This is a genomic window from Limnobacter litoralis, from assembly GCF_030160455.1.
In the GTDB taxonomy this organism is placed as follows: domain Bacteria; phylum Pseudomonadota; class Gammaproteobacteria; order Burkholderiales; family Burkholderiaceae_B; genus Limnobacter; species Limnobacter litoralis.
Map to the genome: position 1 here is coordinate 207,283 of NZ_BSOJ01000015.1, position 19,691 is coordinate 226,973.

A 19,691-nucleotide genomic window follows, 5' to 3' on the forward strand; every position below is an offset into this window, starting at 1 on the left:
TTCGGCTTGAAAGACAGAAACGAAGGTGTCTGTCAGACGTTGGATTAGTGTCCGCCGCCCAGGTAGGCCGCTTTCACGGCTGGGTCTGTACGCAATTGTTCCGCAGGGCCATGCAAGGAAATTCGACCATTTTCGAGCACATAACCATAGTCTGCGACGTTTAAGGCAGCAGCAGCAAACTGCTCCACAAGCAGCATGGTCACACCCTGGCTTTTCAAACGGGAAATGATGTTGAACACCTCTTCAACCAGAATCGGTGCCAAGCCCATGGATGGTTCATCCAGCAACACCACCTCAGGGTTCAGCATGATGGCACGGGCCATGGCCAGCATTTGTTGCTCACCACCCGACAATGTGCCGGCCTGCTGAGTGCGGCGCTCTTTCAGACGTGGAAACAGTTCCATGGCCTTCTCAAGATCGCCTTTGATGTCACCCTTGGTGCGACTGCCCGTAAACCTGGGAAATGCGCCCAGGGTCAGGTTGTCTTCCACACTCATGGTGGCAAACACTCGGCGACCTTCGGGTGAGTGAGCAAGACCCAGTTTGGCAATTTTGTACGATGGCAGCGAGTCGATGCGCTTGCCACCCAGCGTGATTTCACCGCTGGTCGGCTTGATCATGCCACTGACCGCACGCATGGTGGTGGTCTTGCCCGCACCGTTTGAGCCGATCAGTGTAATGACCTTGCCCTGGGGCACGTCGATGGAGATGTTGTGCAACACCTTCACCTGCCCGTACCCTGCTTCAAGATTCCGAATAGACAGCATAATTAGATTCCTCTGTGTCCTTTAAGCGGCTTCGCCGCCCAGGTAAGCCTCAACCACTTTCTCGTCGGCCTGCACTTCAGCGGGCGTGCCCTCTGCAATCTTCTGGCCAAAATCAAGCACAGTCACGGTGTCGCAAATGGCCATCACCATGTCCATGTGGTGCTCGATCAGAATCAGTGTGATGCCGTGATCGCGAACCTTGTTGATGATCGCAACCAGCTCCTTGATGTCAGGGGCAGTCAGTCCGGCAGCAGGCTCATCGAGCAACAACAGGCGTGGGTCAAGGGCCAAAGCACGGGCAATTTCAAGCAGACGCTGCTTGCCGTATGGCAAGTTACGCGCTTCTTCCATCGCCAAATCGGCCAACCCAACGAAGTTCAGCAGGTTCATGGCGCGAGCTGTGGCTTCCTGCTCTTCCCGCTTGGCGCGAGGCAAACGCAAAGCAACCTCAGGCAAGGTGCTGTTGAAGGTGTGGTGCAAACCAACCAGTACGTTTTCAAGTGCGGTCATTTCACCGAACAGCTGCACGTTCTGGAATGTACGCGCAATGCCACCCAGCGCAATGTGTGCGGAAGACTTGCCCTGAATCATCTCTTCCACGAACTTGATGCTGCCAGCTGTGGGCACGTAAATACCCGTCAGCACGTTCATCATGGTGGACTTGCCGGAGCCGTTCGGGCCGATCAAACCGTGAATGGTGCCACGCTTGACCGTCAGGTCTACCTGGTTCAAAGCCTTCACACCACCAAACTGCATCAACAGGTCTTTGGCCAACAGAATCTGGTCCGGGCCGCCTTGGGCTGCTGCAGAAATGGCGTCTCTGCCATCCACGGCCGGTGCGGGTGCCATGCTGCGCTCACCACGCAACAAATCGCGACACTTTTTCACGAAGCCGACGATACCGTCTTGCAGGTAGTAAACCACCAAAAGAATCATCAAGCCAAAAATGGTCAAACGCCAGTCGGTGATGTTCTTCAGACTGTAAGCAAACACAGCCAAACCAATCGTGCCCAGCACAGGGATGGCGAGTTGCTTGGGATGAGCGATCTTGCGGGACACCGCAACGATGGCACCCACTGCAACGATTGCAGCCAAGGCCAGCGCGACCAGACGGAATGTTGCAATGTCATCCAGCAACTTGGGCAACATCACGATAATGGCTGCGCCCAGAACTGCACCAAGGCGAGTTTTTCGGCCGCCCATGATGATGGCCAGCAAGAACAGAATGGTCAGTTCAAAGTTGTAGGTGTTCGGGGAAATGTACTGCTCGGAGTAAGAGTACAAAGAGCCAGACAGACCCGCAAAACCGGCACTGATCACAAACGCAAACACTTTGTATTTGTAAACAGACACGCCCATACAGTCTGAAGCTACCGGGCTGTCGCGCAGGGCTTCAAAGGCGCGGCCCAGGTGACTTTTCAGAATGCGGTGCACCACCAACATGGCCACGGCCATCAACACAGCCACCAGCCAGTAATAGTGCTCGTCACTCATGGCCACACCTTCCAGGTGGGGCTTGGGCACGCGCAGACCCATGGGGCCTTGTGTCAACCAGTCCATCTCGTTGATGAGAATCTGAATGATGGTACCAAACGCCAGCGTCACCATGGCCAGATAAGGGCCTGTTACACGCAGGGCTGGTAGGGCCAGAATTGCGCCGAACGCCGCTGTCACCAGAATAGCCACGGGTACTGTGACATAAATGGGCGCATGGAAGTGCAGGAACAACACACCCGCAGTGTAGGCGCCCACGCCAAACAGACCAGCATGCCCCAGTGACACCTGCCCGGTGTAGCCCACCACGATGTCCAACCCAAACAGCAGGATGGCGTAAATCATGATGGTTTCAACGAGGTGAATGTAGTACGGATTCGGTACGATGATCGGGAAAATGGCGATCGCCGCGAACCCCAAAACAATTGCAAGTAGATTAATAGGTTTCATGTGGGTTACACCTTCTTGATGGCCATTTTGCCAAACAGACCTGCGGGCTTGACGGCGAGTACCAGCAAGAGCAGAACCAGTCCGGGCACGTCTTTGTAACCGGTTGAGATGTAAAAGCCGGTCGTGGTTTCAGCAATGCCGAGAATCACGCCACCGACTACGACGCCCAAGCCGCTGTTCAAGCCGCCAATAATGGCCACGGCAAATGCCTTCAGACCCAATACCGCACCCATGGTGGCGCCAGTCAGCGTCAATGGAGCAACCATCACACCCGCCAGAGCGGCTGTCATGGAGGAAAGTGCATAGGAAAATGAGATGACGATACCCGTGTTGATGCCCATCAATGACGCGGCATCACGGTCGTTCGAGGTGGCCACTACAGCCTTGCCATAAATGGTTTTTCTGTTGAAAAACTCAACAGCCAACATCATGGCAATTGCCCCGAAAACCACCAGGATTTCCATGGGAAGCACGTTGCCACCAAACAGTTTGATGGGTGCTTCGGGCAGTGGAGATGGAAAACGCAAATCGTCGCGTCCCCAAATGTTTTCTGCGGTGTTCTTGAAGATGATACCCAGCGCAATGGTGGACATAATCCAGCCGAATTCAGACTTGATTTTGATCGCGGGCCTTACACCAATCATTTCAACCAAACCACCTTGCAGCATGCCAAATACGCACACAATGGGAAGCATGACCCAGTAATTCATGCCGAGCGTATCCACAAGGGTCAAACCCACCAAGGCACCCAACATCAGGGCTTCACCCTGACCAAAGTTCAAGGTGCCAGACGTTGCAAATGTCAGCTGGTAGCCGAATGCAATCACGGCATAAATCATCCCGAGCGCGATGCCGCTGTAGATGAGTTGCAGAAGAATTTCCATATTAAACCTTTGAATCTGTTTGCATTTTGTCGCAAAGAAAAGGGCGACCCCTTGTGAGAGTCGCCCTTTCAGTTGGCATCAATCAGGACTTTTTACCGTTCGCTACAGGACGGGTTTTGTCAGCTGGGTTGGCAAATACCACACGGCCACCCTTGACTTCACCCATCACAGGCACGTTGGCAGTGATCGCTTCGTGATCGTCTTTGGTGTAGGGGTGGTTGTAGGTCATCACAACACCTTCAACAGGCGTCTTCAGGTCTTCCAGGGCTTCACGAATCTTTGGGCCTTCGGTTGACTTGGCCTGCTCGATGGCGGCTTTCAACAGGTACACAGAGTCATAAGCTTGAGCAGCAGACACGGGTGAGTCGATACGGCCATCCTTTGGCTTGAATTCCTTCAGATAAGCTGTCACGAAAGCTTTGCGCTTGGGCGTGTTGTTTGAATCCTGAATGAAAGTCTGTGGCATGACAGCGCCGTCACCGTTGGGGCCAGCGTTGTCAATGTAGTTGGCCATGGACAATGTCCAGCTGCCGATCATTGGCACTTTCCAGCCCAACTTGGCCATGCCGTTGGCGATTTGCGCCAGTTCAGGACCGATACCGTAGGTCAGAATGGCTTCGGCGCCAGCCTGCTTGGCCTTCAACAGCTGCGCGGTCATGTCCACGTCCTTGATGTTGAACTTCTCTTCAGCAACAGGCTTGATGCCTTTGGCTGCCAGGGCTTTTTCCAGATCCTGACGACCCAACTGACCATAGTTGGTGGAGTCGGCCAGAATGGCGACTTTCTTGAAGCCGCGACGACCAACTGCTTCTTCAACGATCATGGGTGACTGAATGTTGTCAGCCGCTGAGTTGCGGAAGATGTAGTTTTCGGGCTTGTCTGGGAACTGCTTGGTGACGATCGTGCCAGTGGCCACGTTGTTCATGACCGGAATTTTGGCTTCTTCGTAGAAACGCTGGGCGGCCAGTGCAACACCGGTGTTGATAAAACCAACGGTTGCAACTACCTTTTCCTTGTCGATCAGTTCTTGCGCAATTTGTACACCGCGCTCGTTTTTGGCTTCGTCGTCTCGCTCTACCAGCTGGATTGGACGGCCCATAATTCCACCGTGGGCGTTGATCTCTTTCGCAGCAAGGCGAACGCCATCACGCATACTCACGCCCATGGATGAAGATCCACCAGTGAAGGGACCAGACACGCCAATTTTGATTGGGTCAGCAGCGTAAGAAGACGTTGCAGCGACTGCCAGCGAGAAAGCAGCGACCAGGTGTTTCATTCGGAATTGCATATTTTGAGCTCCAACAAGTCATGGTTATAAAGTTCTTATTGACAAATTGCACATCCACAATTTGTGATGTGACGATAGCTCAGAGCGCAGCACAATTTGATCCGTACAAACCCTTTAATAGGGTAATCCCTCCCTTGAAAACAGGCTTGAAACCCGCGCCAGATCAAGGAAAACCCGAATAAAAAGGCCAGAACGGAGCACCGCGGAGATATTAAGAAAAGATAATAAAAAAGCGGATCAAGTGATAATCACTTGATCCGCTTTTGATTCAGAGAATTTTCAATTAGAAAATCGCTGAGCATTTGGTGCGGCTGGCAGGATTCGAACCCACGACCCCTTGGTTCGTAGCCAAAAGCTTAAATTTAAGTGATTGATTTTATTTAACTTTTAAACAGCGCTTACTACCCAATTTGCGCTGTTTTGCACCCTAAGTCACTTAAAAGTCACTCGAATTTCACTCACCATTTGTCGGTGAAAAAGAAAAATTTCCCACCTGGTTGCTCAGCTTCCCTTCTGTTCTTTATCACGATGTCTAGAGCCCGGCAGGTTTGAAACCCCAAGAAGCTGTGGGCCTGATCCAACAGACCGATCTTTGCTTGCTCATAGGCCGTTTCTTTCACTCCATCTAGCCCCGTAAGCTGCCGGTAAAATGCCAACCAAAGATCCAGCAAATCATGGTACTTACCAAAGACAAACTCAATGCTTTCGGCTTGCTTTTGAGAATCCGAACCTTCACCAATCTTTGGAGATATGAGTCGCACGGCATTGTTTAAATTTTGTCCGTTGCGTCGCCCACCACCAAGCACATCGTTTTCCTTTGTAACAGATAGCATGCGTTGCAAAATCCTCTCCGTACGGTCCTCCACCCTCTCAATTTGACCTCTGTCGAACTGATGCTTCTGAAAATCCATTTGCATCCGCAACTGGCGGTACAAGACTACAGCAGCGAAACTAGAGATCAAAACAGAATAGATACCGCCGAAATATGAACCAAAAGCGGACCAGTCACCACTACTGCTGGACAGCTGCCCATGAAACATCACGAAATAGAGAAAGATCGGGGCTACAAACACGGCAACGACGACGTAACCAATCAGTTGATATTTGCGCTCTTGAGAAATTGAATGAAGCATGCTGTGTCTTCTGTAGCCGAAAAAGCCATACTATCAAACGAGTGAGGTTGCTTCGTTCAGCCAGATTGAGACTTAGACCAAGCCGGGGAACTCCTGAGTTCAATTGAACACTCAAAGTCTGCTCGATCGCGAGACGGGAAACAAGAGTGCTGCCCAGGCAACACGGTTGATTCCCAAACCTTGATGCTCAAGCGCCCCTTCCCCTGGCAACCTCCTCGCAAGCTAAACACACTGTTTGCGAAAAAAGCTCAACTCTGAAACAATTCCGTTTTACTGTTTAAAAACACAGCACAATGGAAGCAGTTGTTACTCTACTTCGCTCACGCGGCCGGCGACTTGACGCCCGCGAGAGATCCCAAATTCCGGTCATCAAAGGTGACCTGGTGATGCAATACAAGCTTGAGAACTCCCACAGACCATCCTACAAAGTTCTGGAAATCAGAGTCGGCCACCAAGACATGCCCAGCGTTGCAGCCACCTTATTTGATCCTGAATTGGTACACGTGACCGCAGACGGCATAGTTCTGCGGGGGATGGAGCGACTTTCTGGGGGATATGTTGTTCTACAAGAATGGCTGTGCAAAATTTAATATCAAAAAGCTTTTAAATCGTTATCTATGAATAAACTTTTAATTTGTACATTTTTTCCATAGGAAGACCATAACTCCAAACACTTTCGACATCGCCATTTGATAAAGTGCATTGATAATATGCATGTCCAAAAAGACTTGAAGGAACCTCGATTTTTTCCTCTTTAATCGATTTAAAAAATTCCCTAGCAATCCAAAAACTTATAAAATCAGCTACTTCTAACAAAAAGTGGGACCCGGGCTTAACAAACATTGGTTCTTTTAATGGGGAACCAGCAGCGATCCATGAAAATAACCTTGTATACTGCAGACCAAGAAATCTTTCAAGCGCCCAGCCCTCAGTTTTATTTGTATTGCTTGTATCCTGAGTATTGTCAAAAGTCCAAATTACAGACTTATTTTGATTACGAAAAACAGACAAAGAACCCATGATTGATTCTGAAAATAATATTTCTTTTTGATATTTTATAAGTGATTTTTTTTCAATAGAATTTTTTGGTAAATAGACAGCATTTGAAAAGTTGAGTGTTACTAAACTTGGTCGAGCGTCCCTTATAATTTTTGAAAATTTATTAGCATAGTTTATTTTTTCTTGCAAATTTTCAAAAGAATATTTTTTCTCTTTGACATTACTTCCCCATATATCATAAAAATGATGATTCCAAGAATTAGGATCAACATTTGGACGAATTTCTTTTTTTAGATTTAAAATATTTTCTTTTAATTCATTTTGTTTATCAATATGGCACGCTACCATTGTAATACATTGAAAACTGACAGATCTACCATTGTATTTTTTCGGTAAGTCATTAATTAAACGACCAGCATCATCACCATATAAACCCCATATATTTTCAACTGGAAGAACGGGAACATTGACAAAGTATTTTATATTACAATCAGAGTTTCCACAAATAATAGGAAAATCTTTTTGAACCAAATAAGTATCAGTACCCTCAATTAGTTTTGATTTTAACGGATAGTCAAGTTTCTCAAGCCATGGTATTTTAGTATGGGTTTTACAAACCGGACAAATGGCCGTTTTATCTAATAAATCTTCATCAATTAACTTTGGATCATCCCTAAAAGGAAGTTTTTTGATATTAACCATAATATTTTCCAGAAAAATCATTTATTTAGCTAAGCTTTTGATTGGCGCTAACAACTCAGTTTTTCGACCACTATCATGAGTTGTACCAAACCAATAAGCCATAACGGCACCCCAGCCAGTGGACAAACTACCAAGCATTAAGAGCAATGCTTGACTGTCACTGACGTGCAGATATCCAGTCATCATACCAATCAACAGCCCAAAAAATCCAAGTGTTACCAGCACGGATAGGACAGCAGGAATTTTGGATCGAACCGTTTTTTGCATATCCCGTGCATTTGCCCGATCGTTTGCCGCAATGTTTTCAAGAGTGGGTGACGTTTTTGAATCCCAGTTCCTGCATCCGCTGGGCAAAGTCCTGATCGCCTTTTTTCAGCATTAGCATCTGCTCGGGTATGCCACCAAACAAAATCCGCTAAACTTCATCCGCAGTCTTTTCTGAGCTTCCCACTGCGTTAGCTGTTGCGGTGACTGCCCTGCGACTTTAGTTGCCCCTCCCAAAGCGGAGCCCGCAGCCTGGAAGGAAAACTGCTTAAGGTAGCCTCAGCAAAAAGTAGCCGCTTGCTGGCCAACCCCCCATAGGCTATTGCCCGTTGCTTTGGCTGACATCTCGTACTGGCCTTTTCGTTGTATTTAGCATTTGGTAAAAGCGGTAATAGCTTTCCTCGGTCTCAGCGCATTGCCAATGCAAATGGTCAAGCGCTTGAGCCATGCCCTTGGTAACATAAAAACTGACTTGTTTTTCCAATAGAAAACCTGCTTTTTTCACATTTTCGCTTTCATGGGTGCTCAATTGATCCAGGAAAAAATAGACCCCCGACCAAAGGGGCACAAGCTCAGGTAAAATTCTGTTGTACCTTTCCACAACTTTAATAACTTGAATATCAAGCAAGTTCGGGCTGCTTGGGCTTTCGCTAAGCAAGTGGATAAACTGCAATTCATTAAAAGCGCTTGCCGGGCCGTTTTGACCAGCAAGCTTAACCAATTCCAATAGCCTATCTAGCACGCGGAAAAGGCGCTTCTCCATTTCAATTTGGAATTCATATTCCTGTTGCTTTTTGAGGACTTGTTCATTCCATTCTTGCTGATTTTTATGGATAAAGTGCTGTAGGTCAACCGTTATAAGCAAAATGTAAACAGTCAGCGCGCCAACAATGGGTGCCGTGATGCCGCCAATATAGGAACCAAAGTTTGCCCAATCGCCTGGGTTGTCAGATAAAGGGCCATGGAACTGGGTAAAATAAAGCCCAAAGCCAAAGGCAACACCAAAAATTATTAGATCTTTTGGCCAGCCCAAAAACACAATAAACCGGCTTAACTTAATGTCGCCTTTCCCCATTTAAAATGCCCCCGCAAAAATAGACAAAGACATGGTTTTAAACCATGGCTATGCCTTTTGCAACTAACGGAGCCGCCCATGGAGGGGTTATTTGCTGAAGCTTTGAATGGCCCGGCATTGGGCCATCACCTCGTCGGCTTCACGAGCGAGTCGTCGAAGATCCTCTGTAACTCGTTCTGGAAGTGCAATGGTTCGGGCAGAGGTTTTGTCAGCTCGGCTGGTGGTTTCATCAACGGCGGGCACTGAGTTTGAACATACTGAGGCTGGGAGGCGCAACCCGCCAGTGCCAGCGCGATCAGCAGCAAGTGACTTTTGGTATTTTTCATTGATGGCATCCCTCTCTTCATTCAGTTGATTGATTGACGCGGCAAATGCCTGCATTTGCTGACGAATGTTTTCCTCGTAGGTTTTTTGATCAGCCAGGATCGCTTCTTTTTGGGCACTCAAGGCGGCGTTTTTGTCCTTGAGAGCTTGTCGTTGAGCCATGCCCTGCCCCACCCAGAAACCAAGCCCCAACAATGCTGCACACAAAGTCAAAGCGGCAAAGATTTTGATTCCTGTCGAATTCATGCAATCACCCCGCCAGCTTGAGTGAAGGCATTTGCCAGACGTTCGAGCCTGTTTTCGTGTTGGCCATACCCTGCACCCGGCAAGCTGGCCCAAATGTTCCTGCAGCAGGCCACGGCCTTCTCAAACTCTCCAGCCAAGATGTGGGGCATCGCCCTTTGCTCCTCAAACTGTCTGATGGCGTAAAGGTCCTGCGAAAGTGGGCCAAAGTCAGGGAGTCGCAGTAATGCCTTGTAGTGTGGCCACCACCGATGCATGATCTGGTATCGGCCGGCCGCATCACTGTTCATTGCCCGGTTATCGATATTCGGGTGGTCGGCATAGGACTTGAAAGTCATGATGTGGCTTGGGGTACTGCCTACCAGCACGTTGTAACCGTCATCACTGGCAGCCAGAATTTGCGGACCAATCTCACTGAATGCGATCATGTCGAGAAAGGCGAGGACGTTTTTGCCACCCGCCCGCTCTACTGAAATAAATGCCATGGTTTCACCTCAAAAGGAAACAGCGGTCTGCCCGATTCTTGGCAGCCGATTTGCGGTAAAAGTGAGGGACGCCATAGAACCAAAGCCTGGCGGTCCTGATCTGAAAGGCGAGGATGGTGAGAATCAGCGCGAGATGAAACCACCCGGGAAGATAGCCAAAGATGACAGTCGTGCCGATGCTGACTAGCGCGAATGCGCTGATTGACCAAAGCAAAAGCCGAACCCTAACCAGCGTGGCGTGCGTAGTCATCGCGAGCCGACAGAACGCTGTCCAGAAGGTCGCTGCAGAGCCCAAGAAATAAGCCACCAAGAACATCCAGTTTGTACCTTCGCCCATACCGTTTACCCACCTATGAAAGACTTCAATCGATCAATGGCGGCATCTTTCAGAGCCTCAAACTTGTCTCCCAGCGCGCCAATGCAGAACGCGATGATTGGCAAGGCGAAGTCCTGCGCCACCCCCAATTTTTCAAATACCAACCAGGACAGCCCGCCAGTCAGAATGATTGCGGTCATGACCAGCCTGCAGAGAATCAAGAGAGCTGTTCGCTTGGAATCCGTGTGCACTCGCCCGATGGTCCAAGTCGCGCCGACCGTGGCCGACAGAATCACGGCCATCCACACGCCAATGACCGGTCCAAACAGAGCGATCAAACCGCCTGTGATCGACACGGCCGCTGCCGCAGATGCGCTTGTCGCTGGCTCTTGCATTTTTTCCCCTTCTTCTCATTGCTACAGCCCCAAAAAAATGCCCCGACAAGTTGCCGGGGCATGCCGCAGGTTTTGGCACCTGCTTTCAATCTCTTGTTGTCAGTATTCCGCTCTGATCACATAGCCCTCAAGGGTAATGACTTCGTTGGGAACCGAGGCTGAGGCCTCAAGGTAGATGCTCTGATCTGTTGAGAAATCCACGGCTTTCCCACCCGAAATGTAAGTGTCTTTCAGCGTGTAAAGCTGCTCTGTGAGGCTTCCACGATTGACCAGAAACCAGTCATACGGCTGACTACCCGAATTGAAAGCGTTCGAATCGATGTATTCACTTCCGATGATGAACTTGGTGGTTTTGTCGTTGCCACTGCTGGTTCCATCGAAAAAGGTGTGGCAATCCAAGCAACCTGACGGGCCCAGCGTGCCAGAGGGCACCAGTATCGAAGCCATGGTCACGTAATCACCCGCCGGTGTTACAACTGGCGTGCCGAGCCCGGCTGAATACGCGAAGTCGACCGTCAAATCATTGGTGGAATCAACTGACAACACCTTGTAAAAGCCATCGAGGCCGGTGCCCCCAGACCATGTCACGTAGACCGAAGCGCCGACGGCAGGCGAGGTGGTAAGCCCATGCACTCCGGAGCTGCTGAATTGAACTTTGCCGCCGCCGTTGCTGTATGTGACACCTGTAAAGGCTGTGTCCACTGCCACGAAAGACAAAGGCACTGCCGACTTCGCCAGAGTCTGGACACTGTTGCTGGATTCAGTTACCAGGTGAGTCACCACCCTTTCGTCTGTGATCATGCTGTTGGTGATCGATGTGCTGGTGGTCTGCAACAGTACCTGGCAGATTGGCAACTTACCTGCGGGGATCGCTGGGGCCGTTGGACTTACCGCCTCCGTACCCGTCACAACGGAGACTGCGCCAGAAGTACGATCAATCACCACCCGATCAATTCTGGGATTTGATGCGGGTGCGGTAATGGCCGAGGTGCTTTGGGCGGCAACCAGCGAGAGTGCGCCACTCAGAAATTTCAATCCTCCATCCACCGCAACGGTCAAATTCGGGGTGGGCTGTTCATGAGGCGCAAACGACGCAGCCAACTTGGCCAACACGGCAATATTCCCGTCCAGTGCGGCCTTGTAGGTGGCCGCATCCTGCAGGGTGAAGTCATTCTGATTGAAGGTTGCAACAGTCATCTATCCCTCTACTGGTCAATTGTTGGCGTGAATTTGGAAATGGCGGGTGTGCCTGCCGTTGAGGCAAGAATCAATTTCGGCTTGATGAACCTGGCTGTCAGCATTCCATTGCCCCACTGTGTGAAAGGCGAATAGGTCAGACCGTCATCAGAGGTGCTGATCCAGAACTGAGGCGAGACTGCACCCACCCCAGAATCTGGCAAAGTTCCCGCCATGGCGGCCCAAGCACGGACAGCCTGGCTTGAGCCGAGATCAAACTCTTGACCCTCAAACTCAGCAGTTGCATAAGGGTTCGGCACCATCACATCAAAGGTGTCGAAATCGTCTGCGCTGGCCAGGTTTTGACTCTTTACCAGAACCTTTCCGGTCCAGTGTTTCACCAGATTCGTGAGAGTGCCCTGCCACTCGGGTGCTTGCGCCCTGCTCTGCTGCACGGCCAGGGTGTCAGCAACGGTAAAGTTTGCAATCACTGGGTTGGAGTAATTGCCACCGCTGTCGCGCGCCGAGAGCATGAAGGTCCAATCGCCCGGCACCATGCCGGTGGTATTGAACGAGGTGTAAGCCACGCTGCTCGCCAGCACGATCCCATCTCGCCAGTTGGCCTCGGCACCCAGCGGCACAAACCGGATCTCGTAAGTCACGCCAGCAGTGGTCGAAGCCAACCAGCTGAACTGGGTTGTAGCCTCGCTCTGGCTGACAGAAAACCCCGATGGTTGTGCTGGCAAACTGAGCTGGCCAGAGATGGCAAATGTGAAGGCCGGCACCGTGGACAGATCCTGCAAGCCCGAACCGAACTTGTTGTAGGCAGGAAACTTGAAGTAGACCGTCTTGCCGGTCAGAGCGGGGTTGTAGGCGTACTTAAAGATCGAATCATCGCACTTCACGAAGCGTGCGCCAGCAGAAGACCCTTGAGCGCTGCCGTAGACCCCACGACGCAAGTAATTCAGATCATACGCACTGGCGCCAGTCAGAGTTGCATCCCGAAATGCCAGGAACTCGCCACCGACCAGACATAGCGTCCCAAGCGTGTCGACTTCCGTCTGATTCACGCTCTCAAGGGTCGATTTGCTGGAGCTTAGGTCAACTGCCAGGGAGTGAACTGTGTCCGGATCTGACCCAGCAACCAAATCGGCGGAAGTCACGCCAACCCTGCTATTACCCGAGATCTTACCGATCTGGAAGTAGGTGCTGTCGTCATAGCTCATCCAGACCTGCGACCCACCATAGTTTGCATCGAGGTTGGCCACCGCCATCCAAATTTCAAACCCTGAAGTCGTAGCTGCACTGGGTGCCAGAAAGATCGTCGGGCTCGAGTAAGCAGTTGGGATCACGCTCCAGTCGGGGTTGTAACCGCTGCTTGGTGGTTGCAGGTAAGCGGCCGGGTTGCTGTAGGCCGCGTTGTACTCCTCGGCCGTGATGCTCAGAAGACCGTCTTCAGACTCATCGATCTCGGTGATGCGCACTGGCGCCTGATTCAAACCCAGCGCAGCATCAGTGATTGTCACCAGATCCATGGGTTCCAGCAGGCAGTATTTCCAACTCAACTTGAATTCGTAAGTGTTGCGAATGTAGAGCTGACGCTGGAGTATGCCTTGCGCGACAAATCGAGCCACGTCAGGCAGACAGATTGAATGCAAGCTGACCGTGGGCATTTCACGCAGACCGAACTGCTCAATGCTGGCCATGTCCTTGGCCTCGGCCACCTCTTGGGTGTAATCGTTGTCACGATTCAGAAATTCAACCTTGACGCAGTTGTAGGCATCAGCCTGCCGCTTGCGGGTCACTTTGATCGGATCTTCGCCAGAGTCAGCCTGAAAATCATCGTCGGTCAGGTTGTAAACGACCGTCTGAGTCTTATCGAATGGGATGATTTTGAGCTTCTTTTCACTCCAGACAATCCCAGCGTTGCCCACTGTGGCCCACTCAGTCAGTCGCTCATGCGCCGGCGATTGGCTCTGCATGCTTGGGCTGATGTATGTCGAATTGCCATCACAGTAAGAACCAAGGTCCGTGTAATCACCCAAGTTTGCGGCGGGAAATCCGGCCCCGTAGTTCTCGTTGGTCAGGAAATCCACGATGACATCTTTGGGGTTGCAATCGGGGTTGCTGGCATTCCACAAGATGCCTTGAACTTCAAACAGGTGATTGCCAAGGCTGCCACTGCCCAAGTCGTACCCGGCTGCAGCAGCATAAGCCACCCCCTGGTAACCAATGGCCTCATCCGGATGATTTGCCGACAGGTATCCCCATGGCGACTGCGGGTATGTGCCCGGGAATATGGTCAGACCAAATTGGGACGGACTGGTGAGCTTCTGATTGTTTCGCCAGATTTTACTGATCCCATTGATTGGACCTTCAGCCAGCAAAAAGCCGACCGTGGCCGTGTAAGTGTAGGTCGTGTTGCTCACACTGGTACCGCCGCCCTTTCCCACACTCTGTGATGAAGAATGCGCAATCGCGGTCCAGTCGTTGTAGTACATCAAATTACCCGATACCTGCCCGGTACCGTACACCAGCGGAATGCAGTTTCCATAGCCGGTCTTTTGAATCTGCAGGCCATTGACCTGAGAAGGCGTTGAAGCGACAGGCTTGGCCGTTTTGAAAAGCAGTCCAGACATCAGCGTCCCTTCAATCGGTAAAATCCAGCCACCCGATCTTTGAGTGGGCGCAGGCTTGCATCGGAGAGGACGACCATCTTCTCGTCGATCCAGGCGTGAACAATGGTTGGAAAATCGACAGCAATGGCAGCATGCGACTCATGTCGCCCAAACCTGAACATGACTACGTCGCCCATTTGAGGTTTGTCCACAGGATCGGCAAATCTGAGCAACCAGTTTTTGAATCGGGGTTCGTCTTGATGCAGGTGCCAGTCCTTCGGGTAATCACCTGAATCAAACTCATCGATTAAGCCGACAGCGCTGTAGACCGCAATCAAGAACTGTGCGCAGTCCACGCCAGCCCCTTTGACCCGGGCCCTGTGATGCCAAGGCGTGCCCAGCCATGTCATGGCCTCCGCAATGACTGCGTTTTGCATTTCTTCTTTCATGAACATTCCTACATCGAAGCTGTGGGAACGGGGACAAACGGGAAACCCCGAAAATGGATGATGTTGTTGAACTTGGCTGAGCAGGTTGCCTTTGATTTATCGCAGCCAAAATAAGCCTTCAGGGTATCGCCCACTGCCAGTTCGAAAGGCAGGGGCTGTGCAAGGCTCAAAGTGCTCGAAGAAAACGTCTTGACGCTGCGCACCACACCATCGTTCAGGCCAGAAGTTACGATGATCTTTCCCGCATCAAATAGACCATCAGCGTCAGAACCGCTGATTGCGAATTCTGTGGGGCTGCTGATTGCAGTCACGCTTCGGGAAAGAGCGAACGATTCCTGATCAAGCCCGCAACCACTGTCGTACAGATTGTGAATGCAGCCCGGCGACACCAGATTTCGCGGCATGGAGATGTTCAGCAATTCAGTCATGCTACTGACCGTCAGATCAATTGAGGTTCGGCTGGGCTGAACTTCAGAGACCCTTCCAAAAAACAGATTCACCACTCCTGCGTTGGTGTTGCCAAAGCTGGACATGAACGCTCGATCCAGCTGAACGAGTGCACCGTCAAAGCCACCCTGCGTGGCAAATTGTGGAAATGACACCGAATTGATCAAATCACCCAGGCCAGCCCGAATCGTCACGGTCATTGTGTCCACGTTCACGCCAATGGAGGACTTAATGCTTGTGCGCTCAATGCGCTGATTTGCAAAGGTGTTGCCGCCATACACCAAAGCACCATCTGCATTCGTGTATCGCAAAACAGATCCATTGATCAGAGTGATCGTGTACAGATCGGCAAACAAAAACTCATTGCTGGCCAGCAGGGCCTTCAGTGAATCAGAAGCGGTCTTCATGCGTTTACACCTTGTTCATCGTGCTTCCCACGAACTCGAGCTGCTTGAGCTCAAACAGATCCTTCATGAATTCGTTGAACTCGGCCTGATCTGCCAAGAATCGAACCCTGTAATAGAATGCACCCGACCACGTGACCTGTTTGGTCGAGGCAGGCGCTGTGCTGAGTGACAGCATGCCGGTTGGGCTGACTGTGTAATCAGTGCCCTCTACCATGGCCGCCCCATCCACTTTGATGACTGGAGAGCCGTTCAGATTCTGCACGGGCTCGATGAAACCACCGTAGGATCTGATCAGCTGAAAATCCTTGGTTGAGCCGTCGCCAGTGGCCACCAGTTGATCGGTCACGGTGTTGTCATTGGGGTTTGAATACAGGAAGGCGTTGAAACTACCCTGCCTGGCCAAGAAGAATCCGAGCAGGGTTTTCAGCTCCTCATGAGCAGCGTTGTTGCGCAAAAACTCGTAGGACAGCGAGAATTGCCACAGCGGGTACTGCATCAAGGCGGCGCGGACCTCATAGCCAGATATCGAGCGATGTGTGATGGTGTTGAACGTGGGTGTGGTTTTCACCTCCCAGCTCAAACCCTCAAGTGTTGGAAATACAGCCAATTCTTTGCTCCTAATGTTTCCGGTCAACTCAAGGACCAGCGAATAAAGTGCATCAACCCATGACCAGTCACTGGTGTACCGCGCATACTCAACTGCTGCGAAAAACGTAGGACCAATCGTCTCAGTCCACATCGCGCCCTTGGCATGCGTGTCCGAAATCATCGGGTTTTCGATGCCTGCTCCGTTGTGATAGGGATCAACCCGCCATTCATGCAACGGCATCCAGTGCGCTGTGCAGGCGCTAGGCCGCGCGTCTCGTGAAGTCCGAATGTAAAAATCGATCAGCCCTTCAAAGGCCGCAATGTCGTCAGCAGTGGGCGTGATCGGGTAGCTCACAGTGCCGCCAGGTCGATCACCAAGCACCACCATGGCGTAGGTGTTGAAGATCTCGGACAACTCCCAGCCTGCATGAGAATCGCTGAAGGCGCCGACCAGATCGTCATTCAGATAGGCGTTGCCTGCCGCACCGCTGCCGTCTCCATCGATCGTGAACGTCAGACTGGTGATGCCACTGCCGGGGTCAGTCACTTCGTAGTGGGTGATCTTGCCGCCGGCAATGAAAGCAGTGGCAACCGGGGCCGTCGCTCCAGCATTGACCGTGAACACGAGGTTGGCAAATGTGTAACCGCTACCCTCGGCAGTTGGGTAAATCCCCGCCAATCCCCCGGTGGCTGTCTGGCGTTGCCGAGCAAACATGTCGTCCAACAACCTTCGGTACCACTTCTGCGCCAGAGGATCCCCATCGACCCAATATTTCAGGATGCATGCCGAAGCAATGCAAGTGTAGGCGTAGACCGGGTGGTAGGTGTAACCCACAGTTCCGTCGTTGTTGAACGCGCTAGGTGGCCACCAGTAATCACCGTCAGCGATGATGTAAACGTCCAGCCAGGCCATCCAGTTGTCCAGAATTGACTTAGCCTGAGCCGACCGGGTGTAGAAGTAATACTGGGCAACAGACAGCAAGGCCCGGTATGTGTAGCCATACCAGTCGTCAAAATCTGGGTAGTACCAGGTATTGAGCGTTCCACTCTGGAAGACCCCTTTCACGTACCCCGGCGTGTTCAACGCCTCCCAAGAAGTGCGTCCATACCTCGGCAAGAAGGGCCCGATCTGTTTGTCCGGAAACCAGACCTTGTACTCATTCTGCGCATCTTCAAGAAAATCCAGAATCATGGCACTCATGGCGCGGCCATTGTCGGGGTTCACGATTCCGCTAAAGTGCCACCCGGAGGCCCACAAATAACCAGGCGAGGAAGGCCCACGCCAGCTGCCGTAGCCCACGAAACCGTTAGAAACCTGCCATTTGTAGGTGTACCGCGGAATGCCCTGATAGCGCGTTGGATCAGAGACCGGCCCGTCTAAAACATCGATCTGAAAGTCGATGGCGTTGAAGGTTACGTTGTACTCAGTACCCAGATCATTGCTTGGAAACGAAATCTGCAGGCCGTTGAACAGACTGGGTGTCACATCCGCCATGGTTACCACAGACCCATAGCTCATCGCATCGAAAGCCACTGTGTTGGCATCTGACCCCGGTATGTAAAAGGCGCTGGACAGGCCTGGAATATTTTTGAGTGGAACACCCTTGTTGCGCAGTCCAAAAATCAGCGGCGACTCGATTGAATACATCTTGTAGACCGCATCAAATGCAATTTGGCTCATTGGATGAGTGAATGCAGTTTGACTGAAGCCAACCTGATCGGCTCCAAAATACAGGCCTGCCAGATCTGGGTTCTGGACCTGTGGGTAGTACAGAATTTCAGGGTACTCTGGCAGTGTTGAAATCGGGGTTGCCGGTATGCTGCCCACCCATGGAATCACCAGATCGGTCCATCCCTGTCGCAAAAACAGGTAAACGACATGATCCACATCAGCACTGTCTGTGGCCGTCAAGGTTGCCACGGCGTCATGCGCAGAATAAACACTGACATGCAGGCCATCTGAGCTTTCACTGGATGCTGAGGCAGGTCCCATGTACATGCCGGCATAACCACTGCCATTTCCAGCAAAGTTGTAATTGAACCGCTTGAGCATTCGCTTTCGCGGCACATCTGCAAAGTCCTGCAAAGTAGCGACATCACTGCCGTAGGTGCCCACGTAACTGAAGTCTTGGTGAGCACTGTCGTAGACGACATTGTCTGACTTCCACAAATCAGCGGGCTTGATGCTGTAAAGAACCGAAGCGTAGCTATCCTGAGGCAGCATGTTCATCTGGTAGTAGTAATCACCATCTGCGCCTTTGTCAGGAGCGATATTCAGGTTAACGGGCAGCTTGCGACCGCTACCGTCTCCGATCATCCGAATGTCCAGGGATCTGAATGGAAATCCGTCAATAATCGGAATGGTGGGCCAAAGTCCAAACCCGGCGTAATTGTAGGGTGGACCACCGGTATTCACCGTGGTCTTGATGTTCAGACCAAAGGCGTCATTGTCGACAGCAAACGGCGTGGTCGGGGCGTTGTAGCTGTAGAAACCCACTTGGCCACCCGCCGCTGAGAACGGAATGCTGAAGGCAAAATGGTTGCTGTCAAATCGACCTGCATCCAGCAAGGCCAGACCGATTCTGTCCGCCAGATCACGATACTTCTCGTCGAGGCTGGTGTGGTAGGCGTGATACAGCGAGTGCATCAGATAGTTGTCGCCATCGTTGGCTGTACCCTGATAGGGATCAGTGTGAAGGCTGGGATAGCCCGCCACCGCCTGGCCTTTGATGGATCGGGTGCCGTCCCTGTAGCTGTAATAAGCCTGCAACTGGGTGCCAACGGCAACGCTGGCCAATACGGGTATGGTGGTCGACAAAACACCACCGCTGAAGTCGTTGGTCGCCGCCTGGTCGAAATCAGCGTAATTGGTCAAATCGGGGCCGGTAAAGTCGGCCATAAAGTCCGAATACCTGGGCACCACGCTGAGCGCAAACAATCCCCTCACCCATGTCACATTCCCACCGAACCAAGATTCGGGAATGATCACCTGCTTTCCAGTTGGACCACCAGCGACCACAGTCACCACGGCACTGATGCCACCGTGATTGATGGCAGTCTGGGTGCCTGCCATGTTCGACTGCAGCGGTTCACCACCCAGAATGTCAGTGTAGGCGTCGGTCAAACCACCCGAGGCCCTTGGTGTCGGGTAGAGCTGCGGGACCGGCTTCGGAGCTACTCCCATTCA

General features: G+C 51.5%; 15 protein-coding genes. All 15 read right to left on the reverse strand.

What is annotated here, in order from left to right; all coding sequences use genetic code 11:
• Positions 1-44 precede the first annotated feature (44 nt).
• A complete protein-coding gene (locus QQJ87_RS08050; RefSeq protein WP_284281096.1) occupies positions 45-767 on the reverse strand; it encodes an ABC transporter ATP-binding protein in 723 nt (240 codons plus the stop codon).
• Positions 768-788: 21 nt separating this feature from the next.
• Positions 789-2,711: a branched-chain amino acid ABC transporter ATP-binding protein/permease gene (locus QQJ87_RS08055; RefSeq protein ID WP_284281097.1), complete on the reverse strand. Its 1,923-nt coding sequence runs from the start codon at positions 2,709-2,711 to the stop codon at positions 789-791.
• Positions 2,712-2,716: 5 nt separating this feature from the next.
• Positions 2,717-3,595 carry a branched-chain amino acid ABC transporter permease gene (locus tag QQJ87_RS08060; protein ID WP_284281098.1) on the reverse strand — a complete coding sequence of 293 codons (879 nt, stop codon included), beginning with the start codon at positions 3,593-3,595 and terminating at the stop codon, positions 2,717-2,719.
• Between the two features lie 82 nt (positions 3,596-3,677).
• Positions 3,678-4,883, reverse strand: coding sequence for an ABC transporter substrate-binding protein (locus QQJ87_RS08065; RefSeq protein WP_284281100.1), 1,206 nt, complete (start codon positions 4,881-4,883; stop codon positions 3,678-3,680).
• A 458-nt stretch (positions 4,884-5,341) separates the two neighbouring features.
• A complete protein-coding gene (locus tag QQJ87_RS08070; protein ID WP_284281101.1) occupies positions 5,342-6,016 on the reverse strand; it encodes a hypothetical protein in 675 nt (224 codons plus the stop codon).
• A 615-nt stretch (positions 6,017-6,631) separates the two neighbouring features.
• On the reverse strand, positions 6,632-7,717 hold the full coding sequence (locus tag QQJ87_RS08075; RefSeq protein WP_284281103.1) for a DUF3800 domain-containing protein: 1,086 nt from the start codon (positions 7,715-7,717) through the stop codon (positions 6,632-6,634).
• A gap of 583 nt (positions 7,718-8,300) precedes the next feature.
• Positions 8,301-9,056, reverse strand: a complete 756-nt coding sequence (locus QQJ87_RS08080; protein ID WP_284281105.1) for a hypothetical protein — start codon at positions 9,054-9,056, stop codon at positions 8,301-8,303.
• A gap of 87 nt (positions 9,057-9,143) precedes the next feature.
• Positions 9,144-9,626 carry a hypothetical protein gene (locus tag QQJ87_RS08085; RefSeq protein WP_284281106.1) on the reverse strand — a complete coding sequence of 161 codons (483 nt, stop codon included), beginning with the start codon at positions 9,624-9,626 and terminating at the stop codon, positions 9,144-9,146.
• The gene (locus QQJ87_RS08090) at positions 9,623-10,108 is read right to left on the reverse strand and encodes a glycoside hydrolase family 24 protein (RefSeq protein ID WP_284281108.1); all 486 of its coding nucleotides are present in this window, start codon (positions 10,106-10,108) and stop codon (positions 9,623-9,625) included. The genes QQJ87_RS08085 and QQJ87_RS08090 overlap by 4 nt, the downstream gene beginning before the upstream one ends.
• A 342-nt stretch (positions 10,109-10,450) precedes the next feature.
• Positions 10,451-10,819: a hypothetical protein gene (locus QQJ87_RS08095; RefSeq protein WP_284281110.1), complete on the reverse strand. Its 369-nt coding sequence runs from the start codon at positions 10,817-10,819 to the stop codon at positions 10,451-10,453.
• A 99-nt stretch (positions 10,820-10,918) separates the two neighbouring features.
• On the reverse strand, positions 10,919-12,016 hold the full coding sequence (locus QQJ87_RS08100; protein WP_284281112.1) for a hypothetical protein: 1,098 nt from the start codon (positions 12,014-12,016) through the stop codon (positions 10,919-10,921).
• 8 nt (positions 12,017-12,024) lie between these two features.
• Positions 12,025-14,634 carry a phage tail protein gene (locus tag QQJ87_RS08105; protein WP_284281114.1) on the reverse strand — a complete coding sequence of 870 codons (2,610 nt, stop codon included), beginning with the start codon at positions 14,632-14,634 and terminating at the stop codon, positions 12,025-12,027.
• Positions 14,634-15,062, reverse strand: coding sequence for an NlpC/P60 family protein (locus tag QQJ87_RS08110; RefSeq protein ID WP_284281116.1), 429 nt, complete (start codon positions 15,060-15,062; stop codon positions 14,634-14,636). Before QQJ87_RS08110 ends, QQJ87_RS08105 begins: the two co-directional genes overlap by 1 nt.
• 8 nt (positions 15,063-15,070) lie before the next feature.
• Positions 15,071-15,916, reverse strand: coding sequence for a DUF2163 domain-containing protein (locus tag QQJ87_RS08115; protein WP_284281118.1), 846 nt, complete (start codon positions 15,914-15,916; stop codon positions 15,071-15,073).
• Positions 15,917-15,920: 4 nt separating this feature from the next.
• Positions 15,921-19,688, reverse strand: a complete 3,768-nt coding sequence (locus tag QQJ87_RS08120; RefSeq protein ID WP_284281120.1) for a DUF2460 domain-containing protein — start codon at positions 19,686-19,688, stop codon at positions 15,921-15,923.
• Between the last annotated feature and the right edge of the window lie 3 nt (positions 19,689-19,691).

Bases quoted from the DNA above. Each gene is read 5' to 3' on its own strand.
- QQJ87_RS08050 (WP_284281096.1), bottom strand. From the start codon at position 767: ATGCTGTCTATTCGGAATCTTGAAGCAGGGTACGGGCAGGTGAAGGTG.
- QQJ87_RS08055 (WP_284281097.1), bottom strand. From the start codon at position 2,711: ATGAAACCTATTAATCTACTTGCAATTGTTTTGGGGTTCGCGGCGATC.
- QQJ87_RS08060 (WP_284281098.1), bottom strand. From the start codon at position 3,595: ATGGAAATTCTTCTGCAACTCATCTACAGCGGCATCGCGCTCGGGATG.
- QQJ87_RS08065 (WP_284281100.1), bottom strand. From the start codon at position 4,883: ATGCAATTCCGAATGAAACACCTGGTCGCTGCTTTCTCGCTGGCAGTC.
- QQJ87_RS08070 (WP_284281101.1), bottom strand. From the start codon at position 6,016: ATGCTTCATTCAATTTCTCAAGAGCGCAAATATCAACTGATTGGTTAC.
- QQJ87_RS08075 (WP_284281103.1), bottom strand. From the start codon at position 7,717: ATGGTTAATATCAAAAAACTTCCTTTTAGGGATGATCCAAAGTTAATT.
- QQJ87_RS08080 (WP_284281105.1), bottom strand. From the start codon at position 9,056: ATGGGGAAAGGCGACATTAAGTTAAGCCGGTTTATTGTGTTTTTGGGC.
- QQJ87_RS08085 (WP_284281106.1), bottom strand. From the start codon at position 9,626: ATGAATTCGACAGGAATCAAAATCTTTGCCGCTTTGACTTTGTGTGCA.
- QQJ87_RS08090 (WP_284281108.1), bottom strand. From the start codon at position 10,108: ATGGCATTTATTTCAGTAGAGCGGGCGGGTGGCAAAAACGTCCTCGCC.
- QQJ87_RS08095 (WP_284281110.1), bottom strand. From the start codon at position 10,819: ATGCAAGAGCCAGCGACAAGCGCATCTGCGGCAGCGGCCGTGTCGATC.
- QQJ87_RS08100 (WP_284281112.1), bottom strand. From the start codon at position 12,016: ATGACTGTTGCAACCTTCAATCAGAATGACTTCACCCTGCAGGATGCG.
- QQJ87_RS08105 (WP_284281114.1), bottom strand. From the start codon at position 14,634: ATGTCTGGACTGCTTTTCAAAACGGCCAAGCCTGTCGCTTCAACGCCT.
- QQJ87_RS08110 (WP_284281116.1), bottom strand. From the start codon at position 15,062: ATGAAAGAAGAAATGCAAAACGCAGTCATTGCGGAGGCCATGACATGG.
- QQJ87_RS08115 (WP_284281118.1), bottom strand. From the start codon at position 15,916: ATGAAGACCGCTTCTGATTCACTGAAGGCCCTGCTGGCCAGCAATGAG.
- QQJ87_RS08120 (WP_284281120.1), bottom strand. From the start codon at position 19,688: ATGGGAGTAGCTCCGAAGCCGGTCCCGCAGCTCTACCCGACACCAAGG.